This window comes from Paenibacillus sp. FSL R5-0473, assembly GCF_038004565.1.
Taxonomy (GTDB): Bacteria; Bacillota; Bacilli; order Paenibacillales; family Paenibacillaceae; genus Paenibacillus; species Paenibacillus amylolyticus.
Genome location: NZ_JBBORL010000001.1, coordinates 3,303,488 through 3,327,828, shown reverse-complemented (window position 1 = coordinate 3,327,828; position 24,341 = coordinate 3,303,488). Strand labels below are relative to the sequence as shown.

The following is a 24,341-nucleotide window of genomic DNA, read 5'->3' as shown; positions in this document are numbered from 1 at the left end:
TTGAAGTAAGAGGACTTTGCAGGAATTGAGGAGGCAGTAATCAATGAAAGTTTTGTTTATTGGTGACATTGTAGGTAACGTGGGACGTAAGGCATTAAAGGAAAATTTACCGTATCTGAAATCGAAGTATAAGCCACATGTAGTGATTGTGAATGGTGAAAATGCGGCAGCAGGTCGCGGCATTACCGGCGCAATCGCAAATGAGTTTTTCAACTGGGGTGTACATGGTATTACACTTGGTAATCATACTTGGGACAATAAGGATATTTTTGATTTTATAGATGATGAGCCCCGCATGATTCGTCCAGCGAACTTTCCACCAGGCACACCAGGACGAGGGTACACGGTTGTCAAGGGCGAAGGGAAAGAGCTAGCGATTGTCAATCTTCAAGGAAGAACGTTCCTGCCTGCTCTGGATTGTCCATTCCGTGTAGCTGATGAAATTGTAGATGAGCTGCTCCAAGACCATAAATGTATTTTAGTTGATATGCATGCTGAAGCAACGTCAGAAAAGATTGCCATGGGATGGCATCTGGATGGACGTGCGTCTCTCGTTGTAGGTACACATACGCATGTACAGAGTAATGATGATCGGATTTTGCCTGGAGGAACAGCTTACTTGACGGATGCAGGCATGGTAGGGCCTCGTGACGGTATATTGGGTATGGAGCGTGAGGCCGTGCTGCGTAAGTTCTACACCCAGCTACCTGTACGTTTTGTTGTGGATGATGGCAAATGGCACTTCCATGGTGTTTTTGTTGAAATTGATGAAGCCACAGGTGCGGCAACACGCATCGAAAAAATTCGTCTGACGGAGGACGAGTGGCGCATGGAATAGGGGTATTGTCCCAATTTGCAGGGAAACCCGTCTAAAAAGAAGGAATTTTTTTGCCTCCCGCGAATAACATCTAGTAAGTGGAAACAAACTTTCAACATTCCCAGGGAGGTACTTACCATGGATGTATTAAAAGTTTCAGCAAAGTCCAATCCTAATTCTGTAGCCGGCGCTCTTGCAGGGGTTCTTCGTGAACGTGGAAATGCTGAACTGCAGGCAATTGGAGCGGGAGCACTGAACCAAGCCATTAAAGCGGTAGCGATAGCCCGGGGATTTGTAGCACCAAGCGGAGTTGACCTGATTTGTATTCCAGCTTTTACAGACATTGTGATCGACGGCGAGGACCGAACGGCCATTAAGCTGATTGTGGAGCCCAGATAATACATGCAGTATGCATTGAACCTGTTTACGATGTAGACAGGTTTTTTTGCGTTTTTTTGCAATCACATATTGAGGAGGGTTTAAGATGTCCATGTCTGATTGGCGTGTAGCTGATTTTCACTGTGATGCACTGAGCAAAATTTTGATGCAGCCAGCTCTTTCATTCCAAGATGCCCCACAACTGGATGTGAACTTGCAACGTTTGAAAGAGGGGGATGTAGGGTTGCAGGCATTCGCCATCTATTTACCCGAAGTACTTGGCAGAGGCAAGTTTGAACATGTGATGGGGCAGTTGGAGATCTATCGTAGACGTGTGGAGAGAAGTCAGGAGCGGCCTGACGGCACACAGACGTTGTTATGGCGTGAACAGGTGGCTCAGGTGGGGCAAACAGAGGGTCTGTGGGGATTAATCACACTGGAGGGTGTGGATGGCCTGGAGGGCAACCTGTTCTATCTGGAGTTATGTTATCAGATGGGCGTTCGAATTATTGGACTAACGTGGAATTATGCCAATTGGGCGGCTGACGGAGTAATGGAGAAGCGTGGAGCAGGTCTGACCGAGAAGGGGAAGGAACTGGTGCGCCAGTGTAATGAAATCGGAATGCTGCTCGACGTGTCACATCTGACAGAGAAAGGGTTCTGGGAACTGGCTGACTTGAGTAAACGTCCTTTTATCGCCTCCCACTCCAACAGCTACAGCGTATGTCCCCATGTGCGTAATCTGAAAGATGATCAGATTCAGGCTATCATTGCCCGGGAAGGGCGGATCGGACTGACGTTTGTACCCTGGTTTGTGAAGCAGGAGGGTGAGGTACGTATAAAAGATCTGCTGCCTCATATTGAGGAGATCTGTTCTCTCGGCGGGCAGCAGCATCTGATGATGGGGTCTGATTTTGATGGAATTTCAACGTATATTCAGAGACTTGAACATTCAGGACATTATCCGAGACTGACGGAAATCCTGCTCAAGCATTATGATGAACATTTAGTGCGCGGCTGGTTGTGGGGGAATGCGATGAGTTATCTGGGGGAACACTTGCCAGAGAGCAATCCGAAGATGCAGATGAATGGGAATTCCATGAAATAGTGAACTGGTGTGTGCGTTGAATGTGTTGAATTGAAACTTGTTTCCAAATAAAGGAGGGGAATGATGGTGAAATAAGTGTATTTCATGAATTTTCACCAGTTCGTTTTCATTTCACTCCAAAAAGGGGTATAATACCATTGGATTGTTAAGAGCCTGAGTACAGGCCATAGATAAACAAGGAGTGAATTTACAATGAGTAAAACAGTACCTGTGGGCGTATCTGCCCGTCACATTCATGTATCCCAAGAGCACGTTGAAATTTTGTTTGGCAAAGGTTATGAACTGACTGAATTTAAACCTCTGTCCCAGCCTGGCCAATACGCTGCTAACGAAACTGTAGCGGTAATTGGTTCGAAAGGACAGTTTGATAAAGTGCGTATCCTTGGACCTGTTCGCCCTGAAACGCAACTGGAGATCTCCATGACAGATTCATTTGCGATTGGTGTTAAAGCACCTGTACGTGAATCTGGAAGCATTGAAGGTACACCAGGAATCACAATTAAAGGTCCTGCTGGCGAAGTAACGATTGATAAAGGTGTTATCGTTGCTGCTCGTCACATTCACTTCCATACTTCTGATGCTGCTAAATGGGGTATCGAGGACAAACAAATGTTGAAAGTTCGTCTGGGTGGAGATCGTGGTCTGGTACTGGAAAATGTACTGGCTCGTGTATCCGATTCTTTCGCACTGGACATGCATATTGATACAGATGAAGCTAACGCTGCTGGCGCTCGTAATGGCGACACTGCTGAAATCATCGATTAATTACATGTAATAGCCTCAGCCCCCAATTATGGCGGTCTGAATAACATATAAACCTGAGCACAGCCAACAGGGGCCGGTTATTACCAGCCTTGATGGCAAGGCTCAGGTTTTTGTGTTTTCTGAGTGTTCTTCTGAGCATGGCATGTTTCGGATTAGACGAAGGGAGATGCGCTTTGGATGTGGAACTACAGCCCAATTCATGCTATAATTTGCTGTAATGCTCTTTTAATGTTCCAAGCAAGATATTCATGTGGAACAGGGATGAATGAACGATTTTTTATTAATAGAGGCTGTAAGGAGTGACCGAAGGAAATGGCTAAAGACTCAAAAAAGGATTACTCCCAATATTTTGATTTCTCCGATGCCAAAGTAATTTCGCAAGATGAATTCAGCAAAAAGATAAGAATCCGGGGCCGTGAGATTAACATCAAATCGGAACCCAATCATCGTCAGGAGAAACAGCGGGGCAAGGAAGACGTCCAGGTGCTTTACGAAAATGCCGTTCCCGATGAACTGAAAAACATAGGGAAAGGTAAACACTATATTGTATATACGTATGGATGTCAGATGAACGAGCATGACTCGGAGACCATCAAAGGACTCCTTGAGTCTATGGGATATCAGGCTACAGAGAATCGCAAAGAAGCTGATATTATTCTGCTCAATACGTGTGCCATACGGGAAAATGCGGAAGATAAAGTATTTGGTGAGCTCGGTCACCTCAAAACGCTAAAACTCGAACGTCCGGGATTGTTACTTGGCGTATGCGGTTGTATGTCCCAAGAAGAAGGCGTCGTCAACCGAATCATGCAGAAGCATGGCTTTGTGGATATGATCTTTGGTACACATAACGTGCATCGACTGCCACATCTAATCCAGGAAGCGTTGTTCAGCAAAGAAATGGTTGTTGAGGTATGGTCCAAGGAAGGCGACATTATTGAGAACCTGCCGAAGAAACGTGAGGGTATGCGCGGCTGGGTGAATATTATGTATGGCTGCGACAAGTTCTGTACATATTGCATCGTTCCGTTTACGCGGGGCAAAGAACGCAGCCGTCGTCCTGAAGATGTCATTGCCGAAGTTAGGGATTTGGCACGACAAGGCTTTAAGGAGATCACGCTGCTTGGTCAAAATGTGAATGCGTACGGCAAGGACTTCACCGACCTGAACTACAGTTTTGGTGACTTGATGGATGCCATTCGCCAAATTGATATTCCGCGGGTACGTTTTACAACCAGTCACCCACGTGACTTTGATGACCACTTGATTGAAGTGCTGGCCAAGGGCGGAAATCTGGTGGAGCACATCCATCTTCCGGTGCAATCTGGCAGTTCGGAAGTACTCAAACGTATGAGCCGCAAGTATAACCGGGAACACTATCTGAAACTGGCTGACAAAATTAAAAAGGCCATCCCGGATGTTGTGTTGACAACGGATATTATTGTTGGTTTTCCGGGGGAAACGGAAGAACAGTTTGAAGATACACTTTCCCTTGTCCGTGAAGTAGGGTATGATTTTGCCTATACCTTTATTTATTCCCCGCGTGAAGGTACACCGGCTGCGGTGATGGAAGACAACGTACCGATGGAAGTGAAGAAGGAACGTTTGAAGCGCTTGAACGAAACGATCAACGAATACAGCCACCGAAGCAATGAAGAGCAACGCGGCAAAATCGTTGAAGTGCTCGTTGAAGGCGAGAGTAAACGGAATTCCGAAGTTCTGGCAGGACGTACACGCAGCAATAAGCTGGTGCATTTTGAAGGACCTAAAGATTTGATCGGTACTTTCGTACAAGTGGAAATTACCGATCCGATGACTTTTTATATTCGGGGCAACCTGCTCTCCGAGCCGGTAGCTGCCAATCAGTAATACACACACCAATAAGATGAGAATTTTGGGGTTCAATATCAGGTTCGGACATTTGCGCGAGTAGCGGAGGGGACGGAATCGGTCTGTAGAAGCGAAGCGTTCGCCTTTTTCTCCGGATTTTAACCTTGAACAGTTGTAATCAGAAAAATCCGGAGACAACAGCGATCAAAAGAACGATCCGTAACCGCAGCGGTCATGGAGCAGACGTTTGAACTCATTTGAGCCCAGGTTCTCATCTTATATCATCTCATAGAATGGAGCGATTTCAGTGGCGCAGGAAGAAGTGCAGTACAACCATTATGGAATGCCAACCTACGATACGCGCAATCTGGTCATACGCGACGACATTATGGGAAAAGCCAAAGAATTGGCTGATATGCTCGGAACGAGTGAGGAAGTTAGACAGTTTCAACAGGCTGAAACCAAAATTCGGGATCATGAGCGCATCCAGCAGTTGATTGCAACGATCAAGAAAAAACAAAAAGAGATTGTTGCTTTTGAAAGCTTCAAAAATGTGGAGATGGTCAGCAAAATTGAACAGGAAATTGAAGATCTGCAAAGCGAACTGGACAGTATTCCATTGGTTACGGAATTCCAGCAGAGCCAGAGCGACATCAACTACTTGCTTCAACTAGTGATCTCTGTAATCCGGGATACGGTTTCTGAAAAAGTAAACGTGGAGGCTGGAACGGATTCACCTCCGACCAGTTGCGGTTAAATGACGGAAGGGTGCGGACGCTGTCCGCGCCTTTTTTGACATTACATAACCGTTAATGTGGAGTGGCTATCGCCAAGTACTCGGAATATAATTCCAAGCAAAGCTCCACGCTGTGGGGTTATTTTGTGTGGCGCGGCTGATCTTTAATGGTAAAGGCACATGACATCAAGAGAGCTTGATACGTACAGTGAATAAAGGAGAAATGAATAATGAGTATTTTGGACAAAATGGTGGAAGACGGAGACGGACGATTCTGGGGATTTCTCGGCTGTCGTTATATTAAAGGAGACGGAAAAGAAGTACAGATTGCGTTGACAGCAGGCGAACATCATACCAACTCCATGGGGATTATTCATGGGGGTGTATTGACTTCACTGATGGACCAGGCGATGGGTATGGTTGCAACAGCAGCAATGGAAGTAGACGGCTGTGTGACAACAAATCTGAACGTACATTTTCTTGCACCAATGAAACAAGGGGAATTAACGGTGACATCTACGGTACTGCATCAAGCAGGACGCAGTGTTACGACTCAATCGGAGGTTCGTGATGCATCGGGCACGTTGGGATGTATGGCTACGGCGACATTCCGCATAGCACGCCCGAGAACGTAATGCATGAATCCTGCGGTTGACAAAAGATATTATTATGTCATAATGAAATTATCAAAATGAAAATAGTCGGTGGTGCCCATGAGCGAAAACTACGAACACTTCAATGCAGAGAGCGACGAACAAGCAGCACGTGCTTATAGTTCCCAAAAATATCGTACCCCCGATGGTGTTCCTGCGGATATCGTTATGTTCACCTTAACCAAGCGGGAGCGCAAGACGGTGACGAAGACACTTCCCATTCGGGAACTGAAAGTGATGCTGATCAAGCGCAAAGGCTGGCCTTTTGCAGGTAGATGGGCATTACCCGGTGGATTTTGTCAGGAGAATGAATCCATCTACGGTGCAGCTAAGCGTGAGTTGATGGAAGAGACAGGTGTAGACGGTGGACATCTGGAATACTTGAATGTATACAGTCAGCCGGGTCGTGACCCGAGGGGCTGGATTATCTCACACGCATTTTTCGCGCTTGTAGAAGAATGGATGCTGGATCAACGCCAAGCGGCAGATGATGCTGAGGATGTTGGGTTGTTCACGATTCAGGAGGCGCTGCAAGAACTGGAACTGGCCTTTGATCACAGAACAATCATTGAAGATGCTTATCGACGTATTCAACAGCAGATGCTGGAAACGACGATTGCTCGTCAGTTCCTGCCACGTGATTTTACATTAAGTGAATTATATCAGGTTATTCAAAGTGTTGTACCGGATTTTGAAGAACCAAACTTCATTCGCAAGATTACGTCAACCCGCAGCCGTAAAGGCATTGTGGAAGAAGTAAGAGATGAAGAGGGGAACCTGGTGAGTTCCAACCAGTACTCGCAGCGTCCGGCGCAGTTATATCGTTTTACAGAACTCGTACCACGCCTGTCCATCTACACGTAATAAGGTGTAGATGTGCCAATCTGATTGAATCAGGATCAACCATTTCTGGGCTAAGGGAGTGTTGACGATGAAAGCACTGATTGTCATTGATTTTACGAAGGATTTTGTGACAGGTTCTTTGCCTGTAGGTCAGCCAGCAGTAGAGATCGAAGAGACGATTGCAGCTGTAACCGAGGCCTATTGTAAGAACAAACATGAGGTAATCATGGCTGTGGATCTGCACGAAGAGAATGATCCGTATCACCCGGAGACTGTACTTTTCCCACCTCATAACATCAGAAATACGGAGGGAAGACAGTTATATGGTCGTCTTGCCCAAGTGATGGAAGAACGGAAAACAGATATACAGTGGATGGATAAGACGAGATATAGTGCATTCTGTGGGACCGATCTGGAACTCAGACTGCGTGCACGTGGTATTACGGATATTGCACTGATTGGGGTATGCACGGATATTTGCATATTGCATACCGCAGTGGACGCTTACAATAAAGGTTTTCATATTACGGTATACGAAGATGCCGTTGCCAGCTTCAATCCGGCAGGGCATGAGTGGGCACTTGGACATTTTCGTTCCAGCCTTGGTGCTTCGGTGGTTAAGGCGAGCGAGACAGTCTTGGCTTAATTTACTCCATAGTCATGTTTGGTTGACTCCATGTTAGGAACCGGATGAATGTGGTGAATGGTGTATAGAGTTTTTTACGGGAGACTTGTTTGTTTAATACGGATGAACAGAATCATGAAGAATGAGTCTCCATATGTTAACCCGTGTTCACAGATGAAATCTGGGGGCACGAGCGGAAGTCAGAGAGGATGAGACAAATGCAGACAACTAGCCTGGCTTTACATACGGATAAATATCAGATCAATATGATGTACGCCCATTGGGTGAATGGTACTCACAAGCGGAAGGCGGTATTTGAAGCCTATTTCCGTAAGCTTCCTTTTGGCAACGGATATGCGGTATTTGCCGGATTGGAACGTATTGTGAACTATATCAGCCAGCTTCGGTTTACGATGGACGACATCAAATTTTTATCCAAACAAGAGGAAAATTACGATCCGGTCTTTCTGGAAGAGTTGCTCCAGTTTTCATTTCAGGGGACGATTCATTCCATGAAGGAGGGTGCAATTGTTTTCCCTGACGAACCGCTCATTCGGGTAGAAGGCTCCATTATGGAGACACAATTGGTGGAGACGGCGATACTTAACTTCATGAATTATCAGACGTTGATTGCAACCAAGGCTTCGCGGATCAAACAGGTAGCACAACAGGATACGTTGCTCGAATTCGGCACACGGCGTGCGCAGGAAGCGGATGCTGCCATCTGGGGCGCACGTGCCTCGTATGTAGCAGGCTTCGATGCAACGTCTAATATGCTGGCCGGAGAGCGCTTTGGGATCCCAACAGCAGGTACACATGCCCATTCCTGGGTACAGAGCTTTATGAGCGAACAGGAGGCCTTTGACGTGTATGCCAAAGTGTTGCCTGATCAGGTTACACTGTTGGTTGATACCTTTGACACATTGAACAGTGGAGTACCTCACGCCATCAAAACAGCCAAGAAGTTGGAGAGCCAAGGCAAAAAGATGAATGCGATTCGTCTCGACAGTGGTGACCTAGCGTACTTGTCGATTCAGGCACGTCAGATGTTGGATGAGGCTGGGCTGGATTATGTGAAAATTGTAGCATCCAATGATTTGGATGAAAATACGATTTTCAACCTGAAGGCTCAAGGAGCACGGATTGATACATGGGGTGTTGGTACACAGTTGATTACCGCTTCTGACCAGCCATCTTTGGGTGGAGTGTACAAATTGGTGGAGCGTGAAGTGGACGGTGCCATGCTGCCTACGATTAAAATATCTGCCAATCCTGAAAAGGTGTCCACTCCAGGTAAAAAGGAAGTGTTCCGGATCATTGATCCGAAACATGGCAAAGCGATTGCAGATTATATCTGCTATCCAGAGGAAGAGCAGCCGCTACAGGGCGGACCGCTCAAGCTGTTCAACCCGCTACACCCTTACCTGAAAAAGACGGTTACCCGCTACGAAGCGGTCAATATGCTGGAGCCAATCTTTGTGAATGGACGTAAAGTGTATGAACTGCCTAATCTGGATGAGATTCGTGCGTATCACCGGGAACAGATGAACCTCTTCTGGCCTGAATACCAACGGAAGCTCAACCCGGAGATCTACCGTGTGAACATCAGCCCTGCGGCATGGAATATGAAGCAGAAGCTCATTGCGGAACATGTGAAATCCACAGAGGAATAATTCACACATAAGAATTACAGAGAGGCATAACCAGTGAGGTATACTGGCTTATGCCTTTTTGCTGCCTATAGAATGTATACGTTCTTAGCGGAGTTGAACGATTCGATGATTGCAAGCAAAATTTCCGCTATACGCGTTCTGTCTTCTGTGAAAGTACGTCGATAGTTGATAGACGTTATTCTTATATGATCCCGATGAGGTGGACCAGTGATGTAAGAAATCTCATGGACAGACTGCCAAGGTAGCAGGCTATACTGGATAATAGTCATGCCCAATTCAAGAGGTTGTAGGGGAAAAGCAGTAATTATTTCTCGGGAAAGCGCACGAGACGCCAAATTCTGCATCGCATTGTTTCAATCCCGTAGCTGTAGGGGATGAAAGTAAGAGGAGGTGCAGACATGAGATGGATATTAGGACTGGTCTGGATCGCTTTTATTGCCTATGCATTGTTGTTGGCACCGGGGCAGTCACCTGGAAGTGATCCGATATTCAAAGAACTGATCACCCTGCAAAGCGAAGAGCCTTGGTTACTTACGGTATTTTCGTGGTTAGGTATTTTCCCGGCAGTGTATGCTTGTATGCTGTTAAGAACATCTGTGAAAGAACGAGGCCGTGTACCGGCTTGGCCTTTTGTCATACTTTCTTTTGGACTGGGTGCTTTTGCGCTGCTTCCCTATTATACATGGTCGTCATCCGCGAATAGATCTTCGGGTTACGCAAACTTACATTTTGGTCGTCAGCGGGAGTCGGGAATTGGACGGGTAGCAGCCCACAAGCTGACGCATGTAGTCCTTCTGCTATTGACGCTGGGGACGGCATTCTATGCCGTGACGCAAGGTCATCCGGATGTTTATATGGAAGCATTCAAGCAATCTGCCTTTGTACATATCATGACGATTGATTTTGTACTGCTGACCTTACTTTCCATGATTGCGATATACAGGGATACTAAAGTGAGTCGACGTTCAGCAGCTTGGACCGCAGCAGGCATCATCCCTATTGTGGGTCCACTAATCTATCTGTTGACGCTCAGGAGAGACAGAGTTTGATCATCAATATTTGAAGAATTCCATAGGTAAACGGAGCCGTTAAGCCTGAATGCGAACAATTCATGTGCTTAATGGAAAAATATATAAAATCCAAAAGAGGAGTGGCTATAGATGAAAAACCATTTTAACGCATATGTTGTCCGTAAAGAAGAACAGGGCGGAGTGAAAGCTACTATAGAGCAATTGAAGAAGGAAGATCTGCCAAATGGAGATGTAACGGTACAGGTGCAGTATTCCAGTGTCAATTATAAAGACGGACTCGCTACCCTTGACAAAGGCGGTGTCGTTCGTGAGTACCCGATGGTACCGGGAATTGATCTGGCCGGAACGGTAGAGGAGTCGGTCAGTGGACGTTTTGCACCAGGAGATCGGGTGATCAGTACAGGATTTGAACCTGGCGTATCCCATTACGGAGGATACAGCGAGTATGCGCGTCTGCGCAGTGAATGGCTGGTACCTCTGCCACCAGGTCTCAGTGAGAAAGAGGCCATGGCAATTGGAACCGCAGGATTTACGGCTGCACTTTCGGTAGATGCGCTGTTACAGGCTGGAGTGACACCGGAGATGGGCAAGGTTCTGGTTACGGGTGCAACGGGTGGTGTTGGCAGTATGGCAGTAGCGATTCTGGCGAAGCTTGGCTTTGAAGTAACAGCCAGCACAGGCAAGAAGGAGCAGGAGGAGCCATTGCTTAGAAACTTGGGAGCCTCAGAGGTCATTACTCGTGAAGAAGCTGATACTCCAGCTAAAGGAGCGATGGGGAAACAGCTATGGGCGGGAGTTGTTGATCCAACAGGAGGACCGGCTCTTGCGGAGCGATTGAAACAGGTTCAATACGGAGGTGCGGTAGCGGTATCCGGGTTAACTGGAGGCACAGCTTTTGAATCTACGGTACTTCCGTTTATTTTGCGTGGCATCCAGCTTATTGGTATAGACTCTGTATATTGTCCGATGGAACGTCGGGAACGATTGTGGAAACTGCTCGGCGGAGAATGGAAACCGGAGCGCGCGCTGGAACTGGGAATCCGGGAGATCTCTCTAGATCAATTGCCTCATACGCTGGAGACGATACTCCAAGGTGGTGCAGTAGGTCGTACGGTGGTCAATACAATATCAGATCTGCCATCCGCATAAGATTCTAAGTCCTTAGACATGCTAATTCTACCTGATTGGGTCACAGTACACGTGGCTGGAAAGGAAGGATTGGTATGTGGTTTGGTAGAAAAGGCCGAAGTCTGGTTGGAAGAACAATGAAGTCGGTACTTGTAAGTGGCGTGTTGATCACGAGTATCTGGTCCCTGGTGGCTTGTTCGGGATCATCCATTGAACAGGAGCGGAAGGTCTACACCCGTGAAGCGACAGATGAAGGAAATGTGCGGGCACAGAGTCAAGGACACGGATTAAACGGTGAATTGGTGAGTGAGATCAGTAAGAGTTTTGAAGCAAAAGGCATTCAACTTATGAATAACATGTCTGCCGATGACGACCATGGCGGGATCTCTTATATGTATTTGTTGAATGGAAGTGGCAGACACATCGTGAAAGTCCATATTTTCAGTGATGCGACAACCCGGGCGGCCAGCATGAAACAAATGTATAGTGAGAATCGTGATGAGGCTGTCTTGGAGAATGCGCTTGGCCGGACAACGATTCGTAGCAAAGGGTACGTCTCACTCGTTTATACAGCTTCCGGTGGGGAAAAGGACAAGTATGAACAGGATGTTATGCAGGTGTTCCAACATGTGCTGGGGCAACTAAGGTAAGTTGAGCGAGAACCCCTTCGTAATTTACCATACAGCTGAAAATAAACCCGAAAAACCCGTCTGATCTTTCAGACGGGTTTATATATTTCACGCATCACATGCCGCAGCTCGGGCAAAATGAGTTTTTCCATGGCCAATTTGACGGCTCCTTTGGAACCCGGCATGGAGAATACGGCTGTGCGTCCAATCGTTCCAGCGACGGCTCTGCTCAGGATGGCAGCGGAACCGATATCTTCGGTGTAACTGAGAAAACGGAAGATCTCACCAAAGCCCGGTAGTTCCTTGTCCAGTAGTGAGGATACTGCTTCGTAGGTTGTATCTCGGGGTGCAATCCCTGTCCCGCCGTTAAGCAGCACGGCTTCAATATCATCACGAACAGCTGCATCTTGCAGGATGCTTCGAATGTTCTCCGTTTCATCTGGTGTGATGATGTATTCAACGATCTGATAACCTGCTTCATTCAGAAGCTGGTGCATGAGCTGGCCACTGGTATCCGTGTCTTTGGTTCGTGTGTCAGACACTGTAACAATCATGCACGATACCGTGTCAGGGGCTTCCTGGCGATGTTGTTCCACTGAATTAGTCATGAAACTTCCTCCTTCAATCAACATGTCCTCATAGCATAGACCATCCGTTAGAATCAGGCAATGTACTGGGGAAGAGTTGAACGTTATTGCACAACGAATGCGGGATGGTGTACACTCGCTAGATATAGATAGATCAGGTTACAAGAAGGACAATCAGAGAGGTGTATACGCATGAATGAAACGATTATAAAAGAACAATCCATACCTGTATATATACTGTCAGGTTTTTTGGGGAGTGGCAAAACAACACTGCTTGTTCAGTTGATTGAACATTGGCAACAGCAGGGTTTGCGTCCCGCAGTGGTTATGAATGAGTTGGGCGAAGTCAATCTGGATGGTCAGATTGTGGATTCCACCGTTCCAATGACAGAGATGTTAGGTGGCTGCATCTGTTGTACCGTACGTGGTGACTTGGGATTGCAACTTGCCGATCTCGTTCAGGAGGAATCACCGGATGTGATTATCATTGAAGCAACCGGTGCGGCGAATCCAATGGAGATTCTGGATGCGGTAACGGAGACCTCACTCTACATGCGACTGGAACTGAAAAGTCTCATTACCGTTGTGGATGCAGCACATCTGTCTGGTCTGTATCAGGAGCAGAAGGGGCAGACCTTCAAGCTAATGCAGGAGCAGATTCGTTGTGCGTCTGTGCTTCTCTTGAACAAAACGGATCAGGTGAGTGCACAGGAACTGCAAGATCTGGAGCAGCTTTTGGCAAAATGGAATGGCTTCGCACCTGTAATCCCTACGGTCAAATGTGAGGTGGAGATGGATCTGTTGCTTCGCAGCGGGGCAGACGTACACGTGCGTGATTCAGCTTCTGAAGCAGGTAAGCCGGCTCACCAAGAGCATCATGTGCATACGGAAGCTTGTGGTACACATGGCTGCAATCATGGTCATGAACATACAGATCACACGGTCCAAGACGATGCTACAAATACTGACGCATCCCATAGCCATGTCCATGACCCTGGTCACGAACATTCCGCGCCTCATGCATCACACGAACATGTCATGGTGTATACGCATTATTTCAGTCATCCGGTGAACAGCGAAGCATTTGAACAATTTGTATCTGCTTTGCCACGAGATGTATATCGAGCAAAAGGCATCTTATCGTTTAGTGACACGGCGAGCCGTTTCTGGTTCCAGTATGCCTACCGTGAATCGGATTACATGAAGATCACACCTCAGGGAGAGGTCCCTAATGTTGCTGTGTTTATAGGTGAACATTTTGACCAAACTGTCATTCGTGACCAATTACTGGAATTGGAAGCGATAAAGTAGGTTAGATGATTCAATATTCCTCCGAACTGGGTATTAAGATGCATAGCAAACTTTGCCTGGGGGGTAACTTTAAATGACACAACAACAATATCAACAATGTATCGATGCTTGCCTGGAGTGCATGAATGCATGCAACGTATGTTACATATCGAGTCTGAAAGAATATGATCTGGCGATGTTGCGTGATTGCATTCGTTTGAATCGGGAATGTGCGGAGATCTGCAGTTTTGCTGCACAAGCGATGACACGGGGAAGTGATTTCATTGCTGAAATATGCGAATTGTGTGTGAAAGCTTGTGAAGCTTGCGCCGCTGAGTGTGGCAAACACCACCATGATCACTGCCAAGCATGTGCAGAGGCTTGCCGCAGATGTGCAGAAGCTTGCCGGTTTATGGCAGCAGTGGCGTAAATATTATTTCACTGGAATATATAATTAAAACCGATAATGACCGTTGTCCCCTAAGGGAAGGCAGTGAACATAAGCATCTGAGACGATGTGCCTATGTGTTGCCTTTCAGTAGGGGATTTTTAATGCAGGTTGCCAAGTCTGATCGTGGTATGTATAATGATGGCAATGAATTGAAACGAAGAATATCAATGATCGGGAGAGTAGCCAGATCCATACATGACAGCGAGCCGGGAGAGGTGGAAGCCGGTATGACATGACCTGAGTGAACCGCACCCGTGAGATGGTTATCCGAAAAGAGGTACGTACCCCGATTGGGGATAGGCCATATCTGTCTGAGGGTAACCCGGCTTGCGACCGTTATACGCATCGAGCGGAACAGGTTCTACTGGTATGCATGTTGATGCATATTAAGAGTAAGCTGTTCACCTAGAGTGGTACCGCGGGAACTGTTAAGTCAGCTCTCGTCTCTTATTTAGAGACGAGAGCTTTTTTTGTGTTTATTTTCAGCCAATAATGAATGGATAAGGAGTGTTTGGCATGTTGATGAAGCAGGCTGCGGCCGATATTGCCCCTTTAACGGGATTGAATGAAGAAGAGGTTCTGAGATTATTGGAAGTCCCACCTCAGGCGGAGATGGGGGATGCAGCATTCCCTTGTTTTGCATTAGCGAAGTTATTAAAGAAAGCACCGGCAGTTATTGCAACTGAGCTCGCAACGGGATTGCAGGCATCTGGAATTGAAGCGAATCCCGCCGGGCCGTATGTAAATATCCGTTTTAATCGGGAGAAGCTCGCGCCGAATCTGCTGAAAGAACTGGGGAATGCGGCATTTGGTAAGCTTCAGCTTGGTCAAGGTTCACGTGTTGTGATTGATATGTCTTCCCCTAACATCGCAAAACCCTTCGGAATCGGACATTTGCGTTCTACTGTAATCGGTGCAGCACTGTATCGGTTGTATAACGAAGCGGGTTATACCTCTGTAAGTGTGAATCATCTGGGAGACTGGGGAACCCAGTTTGGCAAGCAGATCGCAGCGTATAAACGGTGGGGCAATGATGAAGCGTTGCAGGCAGACCCGATCCGTACGTCACTGGAACTGTATGTGCGCTTCCACGATGAGGCGGAGAACGATCCTTCTCTGGAGATTGAGGCACGCGACTGGTTCCGCAAGCTGGAGCAAGGGGATGATGAAGCACAGCGGTTATGGGCGTTCTTTGTGGAAGTGAGCATGAAGGAATTCAACCGGATGTATGAACGTCTGAATGTGCAGTTCGACCATACGCTGGGGGAGAGCTTTTACAATGACAAGATGGGTGCAGTGGTTGAAGAACTGAAGGCAAAAGGTTTACTTGAAGAGAGTGATGGAGCACTCGTGGTACGTCTGGAAGATGAGAACATGCCCCCGTGCCTGATTATCAAAAAAGATGGAACAACAATCTATCCTACTCGGGATTTGGCTACGGCAGTCTATCGTCATGAGGTGATGAAGGCAGATCGGTTGTTATACGTGGTCGGAGGCGAGCAGAAGTTACATTTCCGGCAGGTATTTGCGGTCCTATCCCGGATGGGTCATGAATGGTCTGCGAATTGTGAACATATCCCGTTTGGATTAATGCGTTTTGAGGGACGGAAAATGTCTACCCGCCGCGGTAAAGTCGTCTTTTTGCAGGAAGTGTTGGATGAGGCAGTTGCTCGTGCTTTGCAAATTATTCAGGAGAAAAACCCGAATCTGGAGAACCCTCAGAAGGTGGCTGAGGCGGTCGGTGTAGGGGCCATTGTCTTCGGTGATCTGCGTAATAATCGGTTAAACGATGTGGACTTCTCCTTGGAGGATGCGGTGAGTTTTGAAGGAGAGACCGGACCTTATGTGCAGTATACCCATGCCCGGATTCAAAGTGTGCTTGCCAAGGCAGAAGAGGCGATCCCCGTGGAAAATGAAAACCCTCTGCCTAACCCCAGCCTTGCGGATGGTGAGAATAACACAGTAACCACTCTACCCCCTATCGGAGATACCTCATGGGCATTGCTGAAACTGCTTGGTGATTATCCCGAGTATCTGGAAAAAGCAATTCATCGGAATGAGCCTTCGGTCATTGCCAAATATACAATAGATGTCGCTCAAGCGTTCAACCGCTTCTATCACGCCGAACGCATTGCGGATGCGTCATCTGATGTAAGATCCTTCCGAGTGGCATTGGCCAAACGGACTGCCGAACGCCTCGCGTACAGTTTACATTTGCTAGGTGTGCAAGCTCCAGAGCGGATGTGATCCCAGGTGATAAGGAGTACACGTGGACTTTTCAAGAAAGCCAATCAAGATGTACCAGACTCATCAGGTCGAGGTATGTTGCTTCAACGAGTGAGCAAGCGATTAGGTAATGCTCAAGTACTTGATGAAATTAATCTGGAAGTGAAGCAGGGAGAATGTGCTGTACTTATTGGCAGAAACGGTTCTGGCAAAAGTACGTTGCTACGTATGTTGGCAGGTATTTTGTTACCCGATACAGGATCGATCCAGCGCACAATGAAGGGTTCTGATGGGTATGCAGTAGATGGTCTGCCACGTTTACCCTTTACCTCTGGAGAGTACTTGTGGGATATGGGTCGTATTCGGGGCATTAGCCCCGAAGTACTGCGTGGGCGGATTAGAGAACTTAGTGAACTTTTATATCTGGATACCGCGATCGATCAGAAGTTACCCTTATTATCGAAGGGCACACTGCAAAAAGTGAATTTGATTCAGGCCCTGTTACCTGGACCGGGTGGTCTTTTGTTGCTGGATGAACCTTTATCAGGCTTGGATATTCCAGCTCAAGAGGCAGTGGTATCCTTATTGGGACAATGGAAGGATGAAGGGACATCCATCGTTACAGCTTGTCATGAACCGTTGCTAATTGAACGTTTGGCAGACCAGGTGATTGTGTTGAAAAAAGGCAGCGTGCTCCGCTACTGGAGTCGTGAAGATATACTTCAAGCTGGCGAACCCGTTGTATGTATTCAAAGTCTGACGAAAGCTGGAGAGGATCTGGTTAACGATCTATCTATTGTACAACAACCGGGAGTGCTGTCTTTAGTTCGTAATACAAACTCGGAGAAATCCAATTCCTGGTTGTGGGATTGGAAAGTGGTTCAACAATCAACAGATGATGTCCTCAGAATGATTCTGGCATCCGGAGGTTCGGTTGTGTCTGTACAACAGGAAGAAAGTCAATTACATATGGAAAGTCTGCTGGAAGGACAACATCCAGCTGTACATGCGAGTCGTAGAGGTGTCACAGAATCTGTGGACTTAAGCTCTTCCATGGATGATGCGGGGGGAGAAGCCAAATGATCTATCTGACCCGATATTTGTTAAGGCATCACATTCGCTCACAGAAATATTTTGCACCGGTTATCTTTTATATCATCGCCATGCTGCTGATCTATTCCTACAAACCCAACCCTATTGCGGACAGTTACAGTGTCACGGCTATGCTGTTATTTCTGGCAGCTGCTTGGCTCGGAGTAATGGTGATGAATACCGAACCTGCAAAGCAGTATCAATTACTCGTCCTTCATGCAGGAAGCAGGCGTAAGGTGGTAACAAGTCAACTCATCTGTGCCTGGATAATGCAATTCATGCTCACCGCAATCACTGTGCTGTATCCCGTGTTCGCGGGAATGTTCGAGAAACAACCTACAGGTGAGGAGTGGATGATGACTTGGTTAGGACATCTGGGGTTATCGTTGCTGGGATTGGGCATTAGTGTATTCTTTCAAAAATCGTACATTCCCTTGCTTAGTCGAAGTATGCCTGCTCTCATTATTGTATTATTACTATCGTTTATCCAAGGTTCCTTAAGTGAACGTTTGCCTGAATCGTTAGAATGGCTTGGCCGCATTCTTCCGCCAGCTTTTTATCTGGTTCGTGAGATGATGTTATTTGATGAATCAAAGATGGACTCTTTTGTTTCGGTTATGCTGTGGACTGTGCTCTATGCATTAGGGTTACTAATCATCCATGTGTGGCTGTCCGGAAGAAGAGATCTGCGGAGTTAGAAGACGCGCTTCCCGATAACTTGAATGTTGCTCTTGGTTTGGTTAGGATAGAGGGACATGGAATAGTTAACATTGTACGGTTGAAGGGGGCGCTCGCATATGCAAAATACAGATATCCAGAATGGTGACATGCTGGACAGCGAACACTCCAGGGAATTGTTTGCCTATTACGGATTGGCAGTGTACTACGGGCAGGCGCTTGAACAGCAGCTGGTCAATCTGATTTTATTAATGAAAATGTCTCAGGGCAAAGCCGTGTCTGAAGAGGATCTGGAAGATCTGTACGAACGAAAGATGAGCAGTTCACTGGGGCAGCTCATTCACGAAGTGCGCCATCATTTTACATTCTCTGAGGAAGAGACTCGCCAGTTGAATGAGTTATGGCAGCAACGTAACCGTATCGTACATCATTATTTCAAGGAACGAATTCACGAGACATTCAGTCCGGAAGGACGATCACGCATGATTAAGGAATTGGAGGATTTCAAAGACCGTGCACAGGAGTTGGAGATCCGTCTTCAGCAATATACGGGTGCCTGGATCGCAGAGCTTGGTCTGGATGCCGAATCCGCAGCAGCTCTGCAAACGCTGGAGCGTATGCATACCGAGAGTATGCAAGCAAGGGCTTTGGAAGAGGATGAATGACAAGCAAACGGATAACGAAACGCTGGATATTAAAGACGGTTCTGGCTGTAGTATTGGTTGGAATCCTGTGGACTGTGGTTACCGCAATCCGTATATCTACATATACGGATGAGGATTCATCCAGGATATCGGATGCAGCAATCATTCTGGGCGCAGCCGTGGCGGGGGATAACCCTTCACCTGTATTTCGCGAACGTATTGAACACGGGATTGAATTATACCGTCAGGGTACCGTTCGTAATCTGCTTTTCACAGGCGGGTCAGGTGATGATGGAGAACATACGGAAGCTGAAGTGGGTCAGAAGTATGCCATCGCACATGGAGTAGATCCTGCGGACATTCGCATCGAGACCAAATCCAGAATTACCGAGGAGAATCTGGTCAATTCAATTCCAATTGGTGAACAGGCCGGTTATCAAACCTATACGATTGTGAGTGATCCATTACATATGAAACGTGCCATGAAGCTGGCTGCCGGACTGGGTATGGATGCCGTACCTTCTCCGACACGAACAACGGCTTATCGAACCTGGCGCAGCAAGTTTCCTTTTCTCGCAAGAGAGACCGTGATGTATATGGGATATACGATCAAAGGATGGATAGACAATCCGCAGCAGCCATGAGGTTGCACGCGGATTGTTTTTTTGTCTGGACGAAATAAACAGTAACGGAACATGCCTCCAGATGAAAATACACAAAAACCGATCTACACCGCAAACCCTGAGGTAGCTGTGTAGATCGGTTTTTGTTTTGCCGTCGAGTACATCATTTTGATCGGTTACTTAAAGAGCTTTCTGTTTTACTCTGTTATGCATTGCCTCCGGCAAAGGAGGTTGAGGTTGGAATGATCTCACCCGACGGATTTCCGTTGGTTGCACTCGCTGCTGCTTGCGCACCTTGTTGAAGCTGATACATCTTATAATAGCGGCCTTTAAGCTCCATCAGTTCATCATGTGCACCTTGCTCAACGATACGCCCGCGATGCAGAACCAGAATCTGATCTGCCGAACGAATAGTGGAGAGACGGTGAGCAATGATGAAGGTGGTACGTCCTTTTTTGAGGACTTCGAGTGCGTTCTGAATTAATGCTTCCGTTTCCGTATCAATATTGGCTGTCGCTTCATCCAGAATGAGGATGGCCGGATCAAACGCCAGTGCACGAGCAAAGGAGATCAACTGACGCTGTCCAGCAGACAATGTACTTCCTTTTTCGATGACAGGTTCGTCAAAGCCTTGAGGCAAATGAGCCAGGATACGTTCAGCGCCTACATCACGCAGCGCCTGTTCAATTCGTTCACGGGAGATCTTCTCATCGCCGAGACTGACGTTGGAAGCAATTGTGCCTGTGAACAGATACGGGTCCTGCAATACAATCCCCATATGCTCGCGAATCCACTGTTTAGGCAGATCTTTGACGTTCTGACCGTCAATCGTGATCTTGCCTTTTTGCGGGTCATAGAACCGGAACAGCAGGTTGATGATTGAGCTTTTACCCGAACCGGTATGACCGACCAGAGCGACCGTCTGACCTTGGGATGCTTTGAACGTGATGTTGTTGAGCACATAATCTTTTTTATAGGCAAAGGATACATCGTCGAAGACAACATTCCCTTTGTATCTTGGCATAGAGCCATCGGTTACGGCTTCTCCCTTTTCATCCATCAGCTCAAAGACGCGACCAGCGGATACGAGGGAGGAGTCCAGGTTGGCGAGCTGATTCACCATACCGGTAATCGGCTGGAACAAGCGACCCAGAACATCAACGAAGGCATACAGAACACCTAATGAGATAATACTTGTGCCATCCAGCACACTGGAACCAAAGTACCACAGGACCACCGCAAAGGCGATATTCCGTAATACGTTAACCAGATTGTGTGAGGTGAAGGCATTCAGGTTCAGCATTTTGTTCTGGTGTTTCATATAGTCATCATTCAGATCTTCGAATTCCTGTTTGGTTTGTTTCTGATGGCGGAATACGCGGATAATGGACATCCCCTGAATGGACTCGTTAATGATTGCATTGATTTCACTCAGTCGGGATCGAATGATCGTGTTGTAGCGAGTGGCGAATTTGCGATAGAGCACAATCCACGTAATGAGCATCGGCACAACGAATAATGAGATTAGACCCAGGCGAACATCAAGCAGGAAGAGTGCGACATACACACCTGTAATCGTGATGATTCCTGAGAAAAAGTTCGAAAGAACAGCAACGAACAGATCCTTGACGGCTTCTGTGTCGTTTGTGACCCGAGATACAACTTTACCTGCCGGCAGGTTATCAAAAAAGTGCACCGGCAGTCGCTGAATATGGGCATACACATCGTTACGCAGTCTTTGAATGACCTTGTTGGCCGAGGATTGCAGCCAGAAAGTTTTACCAAACTCCATAATGACCGAGATCACGAGGAAGATCATGTAATACACAATTAATTGATAGATGCTGGGCATCTCTGGTTTGTAAAAAGCAAACAGTTCACCCGCGGACAGGGGTGTTGCCGCATATTGGCCTGTTACCTCACCTGCGCGTGTAACCGTGAGGGTTCCATCCGTATATGTGCGGTCCCCGTCAGGTGCGCTTACCGGTTCGTTTACAAAATAAAAACTTCTGCCGGCTTGTAATACCCGCACTTCGGAACCTTTGTTTTCATCCGGTTCGAACAAGCCTTCGCGTTTGTAGTTCTTACCGTTGTAGACTGCGGCTTCATCAGAAGCTGTTGTCTCATAGAAAGGCTGCTCAATCGCGAGCAAGTGATTATCGATCATGGATTTGGCGATGAACGGCCCGGCAAGCTCGGCCGCAACACCAATGGTAAGCATAATTAATGCAGCGATAAATGTTCCTTTGGCTTTCAAGGCGTAATCAAGCAGCCTTTTGCCTGTATTAGACTTCAATGAATTGACCTCCTACGTGGACAGATTGGACTCGACCTGTTGCCGTTCATACTGTTCACGGTACCAGCCGTTCATGGCTAACAATTCCTGGTGAGTGCCTTCTTCCGTAATTTTCCCGTGCTCCAGTACGATGATTCGGTCAGCATGTTCAATAGCAGACAGGCGATGAGTCGAGATCAGCGTGGTTTTGCCCGAGCGTTTGTTGCGTATATTTTCAATGATTTTGGCTTCAGTACGTGCATCGACCGCAGATAAGGCATCATCCAGGATCAGAATATCAGGATTAGCAATAAAGGCACGCGCCAGCGATACCCGCTGTTTCTGTCCACCTGACAGAGAGATTCCTTTTTCACCAACGAGTGTATCCAGTCCATCGGACAAAGTCCCCAGATCCCCGTCAAAAGCAGCGGTACGAATGGCTTCCATGATGACTTCATCACTGGCCCCAGGTTGACCAAATTGAATGTTTTGACGAACTGATTTGGAGAACAGAACTTGTTCCTGTGGTACGTACCCAATCCAGCTGTGCAAGTCATCTTTGGCGATATCCTGAATCGGATGACCCGAGATGCTTAATGTGCCCGAACCGGCAGGGTATTCATGAAGCAGTTGTTTGAGCAAAGTAGACTTACCGCTACCCGTACGACCCACAACACCCAATGTTTGACCCCGTCGTAGCGAAAAGCTGATATGACTGAGATTGTCGACAGTGGAACTTGGGTAACGGAATGTAACATCCTGCATCGCAATTTCTTCCGGATTCGTAACGTGAGCAGGTTGCTCCACATCTTGTACGGCAGGTTCTACTGATAAAGTCTCGTTGACCCGATCAAGCGAAGCGCTACCACGTTGCATCAGGTTAATTAATTCGCCGATGGCAAACATGGGCCAGATCATCATCCCCAGGTACATGTTAAACGATACGAGATCCCCCAGGGTAATTTCATTATGAAATACAAGATATATGCCGTAGGCAAGTGCAATCACATAACTGAGTCCAACGAAGAGGCGGATGGTGGGTTCAAATAGGGCATCCATTCTGGCAACAGCCAGGTTTTTGCGATACACATCTTCGGTCACGTCGGCGAACCGTTTCTCGTCCAGACGTTCCTGCACATAAGCACGCACGACACGAATCCCGGCGATGGATTCCAGCACCTGATCGTTCATATCTCCGAATGCATCCTGTGCCAGGGTGTAACGTTGATGTACAGCTTTACCATAGATCATCATGGCAATGGCGATAAAAGGTAATGGCAGGATTGCCGCCAAGGTCAGTTTCCAACTAACCAGGAAACCCATGGCGAACAATACGGTGGCCAGAAAGGCTGTAGAGTCTGTTAAGGTCAGCATGCCGAAGCCTGCTGTAGTGGCAATGGAACGAAGATCATTGGTGGCCCGAGCCATTAGATCTCCTGTTCTGTTTTTCTCAAAAAAGGGAGGAGTCATCCGTAACAAGTGGTCCATAAAGCGTGAACGAAGCAGCCGCTCCACTAGGTTGGCACCACCAAACAGTTTGTGCATCCAAACGTATGTAACCAGATAGATAATGATGACCGTTCCTAGAATAAGCAAAATATAACGCGTAAGTGAGGTGCCGGTAATGGAACCGCGCACAATCTCGTCGATGGCATTACCAAGAAGACGAGGAGGCAGCAGTTCGGCAATGCCCACCAGAATAAGCAAAATGACACCGGTTAGGTATCGTTTGCGTTCCAGCCGGAAGAACCAGGCCAGGTTTTTAAGTACAGAGAACAAGTGTTATCCCTTCCTTTCGATGTCCGAGAAATGCAAATTCCGTTCATGAATGCCGAAATGTACCCACAAAAAAAGACATACCGCACGCAGGCGGTATGTCTTCATATAATCATACGGCAGCATGGCTCAGAGAACAGAGCCGTCACCATATATAAGTTCGATTGTGAGTATACATCACAGAGGTTCTAATGAAAGATCGCCTGTCATGCCGACTTATGAACGGAATAATGATTTCGGGTGTGCTCCGGTATTTAGTTGTGTGCTGAATTGACCTATCATATGTTTGTTAAACACCGTAATCACCCTTTCTTTTTTTGGAAATAAATACAATGTAGACCTCGTATGTTTGCATCTTAACACCGGCTTTTACAATCTGTCAAACATTTTTCACAACTTATTTTGCCTTTATGTGGTCACTCGGGTTTGTATTCAAGTCCCTGTCGAGATATGATGGAACATATATATACAGAAGGAGCTGAC

23 protein-coding genes and 1 other annotated feature are annotated in these 24,341 nt (G+C 47.0%); of the genes, 20 read left to right on the top strand and 3 right to left on the bottom strand.

The window, feature by feature from the left end; translation table 11 throughout:
- Positions 1–43 precede the first annotated feature (43 nt).
- The 13 genes from MKY28_RS14410 to MKY28_RS14350 all read left to right on the top strand — a co-directional run bounded on the left by MKY28_RS14410 (position 44) and on the right by MKY28_RS14350 (position 12,237).
- Positions 44–838 carry a TIGR00282 family metallophosphoesterase gene (locus MKY28_RS14410; protein ID WP_340936267.1) on the top strand — a complete coding sequence of 265 codons (795 nt, stop codon included), beginning with the start codon at positions 44–46 and terminating at the stop codon, positions 836–838.
- 117 nt (positions 839–955) lie between these two features.
- A complete protein-coding gene (locus tag MKY28_RS14405) occupies positions 956–1,216 on the top strand; it encodes a stage V sporulation protein S (RefSeq protein ID WP_007430104.1) in 261 nt (86 codons plus the stop codon).
- A gap of 85 nt (positions 1,217–1,301) precedes the next feature.
- A complete protein-coding gene (locus MKY28_RS14400; RefSeq protein WP_340936266.1) occupies positions 1,302–2,303 on the top strand; it encodes a dipeptidase in 1,002 nt (333 codons plus the stop codon).
- 192 nt (positions 2,304–2,495) lie between these two features.
- Positions 2,496–3,068 (top strand): phosphate propanoyltransferase, encoded by a 573-nt coding sequence (gene pduL, locus MKY28_RS14395; RefSeq protein WP_017689107.1) that lies wholly within the window; start codon positions 2,496–2,498, stop codon positions 3,066–3,068.
- A gap of 312 nt (positions 3,069–3,380) precedes the next feature.
- Positions 3,381–4,937 carry a tRNA (N6-isopentenyl adenosine(37)-C2)-methylthiotransferase MiaB gene (gene miaB / locus MKY28_RS14390; protein WP_036609253.1) on the top strand — a complete coding sequence of 519 codons (1,557 nt, stop codon included), beginning with the start codon at positions 3,381–3,383 and terminating at the stop codon, positions 4,935–4,937.
- Positions 4,938–5,241: 304 nt separating this feature from the next.
- The gene (locus MKY28_RS14385; protein ID WP_197997748.1) at positions 5,242–5,655 is read left to right on the top strand and encodes a RicAFT regulatory complex protein RicA family protein; all 414 of its coding nucleotides are present in this window, start codon (positions 5,242–5,244) and stop codon (positions 5,653–5,655) included.
- A 209-nt stretch (positions 5,656–5,864) separates the two neighbouring features.
- Complete coding sequence (locus tag MKY28_RS14380; protein ID WP_340936265.1) at positions 5,865–6,269, top strand: PaaI family thioesterase; 405 nt, start codon at positions 5,865–5,867, stop codon at positions 6,267–6,269.
- Positions 6,270–6,347: 78 nt separating this feature from the next.
- Positions 6,348–7,151, top strand: coding sequence for an NUDIX hydrolase (locus MKY28_RS14375; RefSeq protein WP_036609248.1), 804 nt, complete (start codon positions 6,348–6,350; stop codon positions 7,149–7,151).
- Positions 7,152–7,218: 67 nt separating this feature from the next.
- Positions 7,219–7,776 carry a cysteine hydrolase family protein gene (locus MKY28_RS14370; RefSeq protein ID WP_036609245.1) on the top strand — a complete coding sequence of 186 codons (558 nt, stop codon included), beginning with the start codon at positions 7,219–7,221 and terminating at the stop codon, positions 7,774–7,776.
- 197 nt (positions 7,777–7,973) lie between these two features.
- Complete coding sequence (locus tag MKY28_RS14365) at positions 7,974–9,428, top strand: nicotinate phosphoribosyltransferase (RefSeq protein WP_036609243.1); 1,455 nt, start codon at positions 7,974–7,976, stop codon at positions 9,426–9,428.
- A gap of 398 nt (positions 9,429–9,826) precedes the next feature.
- A complete protein-coding gene (locus MKY28_RS14360) occupies positions 9,827–10,477 on the top strand; it encodes a hypothetical protein (RefSeq protein WP_340936264.1) in 651 nt (216 codons plus the stop codon).
- A gap of 111 nt (positions 10,478–10,588) precedes the next feature.
- Positions 10,589–11,608 (top strand): oxidoreductase, encoded by a 1,020-nt coding sequence (locus MKY28_RS14355; protein WP_340936263.1) that lies wholly within the window; start codon positions 10,589–10,591, stop codon positions 11,606–11,608.
- A 74-nt stretch (positions 11,609–11,682) separates the two neighbouring features.
- On the top strand, positions 11,683–12,237 hold the full coding sequence (locus tag MKY28_RS14350; RefSeq protein WP_036609236.1) for a hypothetical protein: 555 nt from the start codon (positions 11,683–11,685) through the stop codon (positions 12,235–12,237).
- 68 nt (positions 12,238–12,305) lie between these two features.
- Here MKY28_RS14350 and MKY28_RS14345 read toward each other — a convergent pair whose 3' ends face one another.
- Positions 12,306–12,824, bottom strand: a complete 519-nt coding sequence (locus tag MKY28_RS14345; protein ID WP_340936262.1) for a MogA/MoaB family molybdenum cofactor biosynthesis protein — start codon at positions 12,822–12,824, stop codon at positions 12,306–12,308.
- Positions 12,825–12,995: 171 nt separating this feature from the next.
- On the opposite strand from MKY28_RS14345, the gene MKY28_RS14340 reads away from it, so the two are divergent.
- From MKY28_RS14340 to MKY28_RS14300, 7 genes are all read left to right on the top strand, one after another.
- Positions 12,996–14,114, top strand: a complete 1,119-nt coding sequence (locus tag MKY28_RS14340) for a CobW family GTP-binding protein (protein WP_340936261.1) — start codon at positions 12,996–12,998, stop codon at positions 14,112–14,114.
- A 73-nt stretch (positions 14,115–14,187) separates the two neighbouring features.
- Positions 14,188–14,523 carry a four-helix bundle copper-binding protein gene (locus tag MKY28_RS14335; RefSeq protein ID WP_047842526.1) on the top strand — a complete coding sequence of 112 codons (336 nt, stop codon included), beginning with the start codon at positions 14,188–14,190 and terminating at the stop codon, positions 14,521–14,523.
- Between the two features lie 179 nt (positions 14,524–14,702).
- Positions 14,703–14,995, top strand: a binding site (T-box leader).
- 65 nt (positions 14,996–15,060) lie between these two features.
- Positions 15,061–16,791 carry an arginine--tRNA ligase gene (gene argS / locus MKY28_RS14320; protein ID WP_047842527.1) on the top strand — a complete coding sequence of 577 codons (1,731 nt, stop codon included), beginning with the start codon at positions 15,061–15,063 and terminating at the stop codon, positions 16,789–16,791.
- 6 nt (positions 16,792–16,797) lie between these two features.
- Positions 16,798–17,853 (top strand): ATP-binding cassette domain-containing protein, encoded by a 1,056-nt coding sequence (locus MKY28_RS14315; RefSeq protein WP_053061519.1) that lies wholly within the window; start codon positions 16,798–16,800, stop codon positions 17,851–17,853.
- A complete protein-coding gene (locus tag MKY28_RS14310; protein ID WP_047842528.1) occupies positions 17,850–18,560 on the top strand; it encodes a hypothetical protein in 711 nt (236 codons plus the stop codon). The genes MKY28_RS14315 and MKY28_RS14310 overlap by 4 nt, the downstream gene beginning before the upstream one ends.
- A gap of 99 nt (positions 18,561–18,659) precedes the next feature.
- Entirely contained in the window at positions 18,660–19,205 is a 546-nt protein-coding gene (locus MKY28_RS14305) for a hypothetical protein (protein ID WP_053061520.1), read from the top strand.
- Entirely contained in the window at positions 19,202–19,828 is a 627-nt protein-coding gene (locus MKY28_RS14300) for a YdcF family protein (protein ID WP_047842529.1), read from the top strand. The genes MKY28_RS14305 and MKY28_RS14300 overlap by 4 nt, the downstream gene beginning before the upstream one ends.
- A 184-nt stretch (positions 19,829–20,012) precedes the next feature.
- Here MKY28_RS14300 and MKY28_RS14295 read toward each other — a convergent pair whose 3' ends face one another.
- A complete protein-coding gene (locus MKY28_RS14295; protein WP_047842530.1) occupies positions 20,013–22,103 on the bottom strand; it encodes an ABC transporter ATP-binding protein in 2,091 nt (696 codons plus the stop codon).
- A gap of 12 nt (positions 22,104–22,115) precedes the next feature.
- Positions 22,116–23,861: an ABC transporter ATP-binding protein gene (locus tag MKY28_RS14290; RefSeq protein ID WP_036609220.1), complete on the bottom strand. Its 1,746-nt coding sequence runs from the start codon at positions 23,859–23,861 to the stop codon at positions 22,116–22,118.
- Positions 23,862–24,341 lie beyond the last annotated feature (480 nt).

Excerpts from the sequence above, each read along its gene's own strand:
- MKY28_RS14410 (WP_340936267.1), top strand. The coding sequence starts at position 44 with ATGAAAGTTTTGTTTATTGGTGACATTGTAGGTAACGTGGGACGTAAG.
- MKY28_RS14405 (WP_007430104.1), top strand. The coding sequence starts at position 956 with ATGGATGTATTAAAAGTTTCAGCAAAGTCCAATCCTAATTCTGTAGCC.
- MKY28_RS14400 (WP_340936266.1), top strand. The coding sequence starts at position 1,302 with ATGTCCATGTCTGATTGGCGTGTAGCTGATTTTCACTGTGATGCACTG.
- pduL (WP_017689107.1), top strand. The coding sequence starts at position 2,496 with ATGAGTAAAACAGTACCTGTGGGCGTATCTGCCCGTCACATTCATGTA.
- miaB (WP_036609253.1), top strand. The coding sequence starts at position 3,381 with ATGGCTAAAGACTCAAAAAAGGATTACTCCCAATATTTTGATTTCTCC.
- MKY28_RS14385 (WP_197997748.1), top strand. The coding sequence starts at position 5,242 with ATGCCAACCTACGATACGCGCAATCTGGTCATACGCGACGACATTATG.
- MKY28_RS14380 (WP_340936265.1), top strand. The coding sequence starts at position 5,865 with ATGAGTATTTTGGACAAAATGGTGGAAGACGGAGACGGACGATTCTGG.
- MKY28_RS14375 (WP_036609248.1), top strand. The coding sequence starts at position 6,348 with ATGAGCGAAAACTACGAACACTTCAATGCAGAGAGCGACGAACAAGCA.
- MKY28_RS14370 (WP_036609245.1), top strand. The coding sequence starts at position 7,219 with ATGAAAGCACTGATTGTCATTGATTTTACGAAGGATTTTGTGACAGGT.
- MKY28_RS14365 (WP_036609243.1), top strand. The coding sequence starts at position 7,974 with ATGCAGACAACTAGCCTGGCTTTACATACGGATAAATATCAGATCAAT.
- MKY28_RS14360 (WP_340936264.1), top strand. The coding sequence starts at position 9,827 with ATGAGATGGATATTAGGACTGGTCTGGATCGCTTTTATTGCCTATGCA.
- MKY28_RS14355 (WP_340936263.1), top strand. The coding sequence starts at position 10,589 with ATGAAAAACCATTTTAACGCATATGTTGTCCGTAAAGAAGAACAGGGC.
- MKY28_RS14350 (WP_036609236.1), top strand. The coding sequence starts at position 11,683 with ATGTGGTTTGGTAGAAAAGGCCGAAGTCTGGTTGGAAGAACAATGAAG.
- MKY28_RS14345 (WP_340936262.1), bottom strand. The coding sequence starts at position 12,824 with ATGACTAATTCAGTGGAACAACATCGCCAGGAAGCCCCTGACACGGTA.
- MKY28_RS14340 (WP_340936261.1), top strand. The coding sequence starts at position 12,996 with ATGAATGAAACGATTATAAAAGAACAATCCATACCTGTATATATACTG.
- MKY28_RS14335 (WP_047842526.1), top strand. The coding sequence starts at position 14,188 with ATGACACAACAACAATATCAACAATGTATCGATGCTTGCCTGGAGTGC.
- argS (WP_047842527.1), top strand. The coding sequence starts at position 15,061 with ATGTTGATGAAGCAGGCTGCGGCCGATATTGCCCCTTTAACGGGATTG.
- MKY28_RS14310 (WP_047842528.1), top strand. The coding sequence starts at position 17,850 with ATGATCTATCTGACCCGATATTTGTTAAGGCATCACATTCGCTCACAG.
- MKY28_RS14305 (WP_053061520.1), top strand. The coding sequence starts at position 18,660 with ATGCAAAATACAGATATCCAGAATGGTGACATGCTGGACAGCGAACAC.
- MKY28_RS14300 (WP_047842529.1), top strand. The coding sequence starts at position 19,202 with ATGACAAGCAAACGGATAACGAAACGCTGGATATTAAAGACGGTTCTG.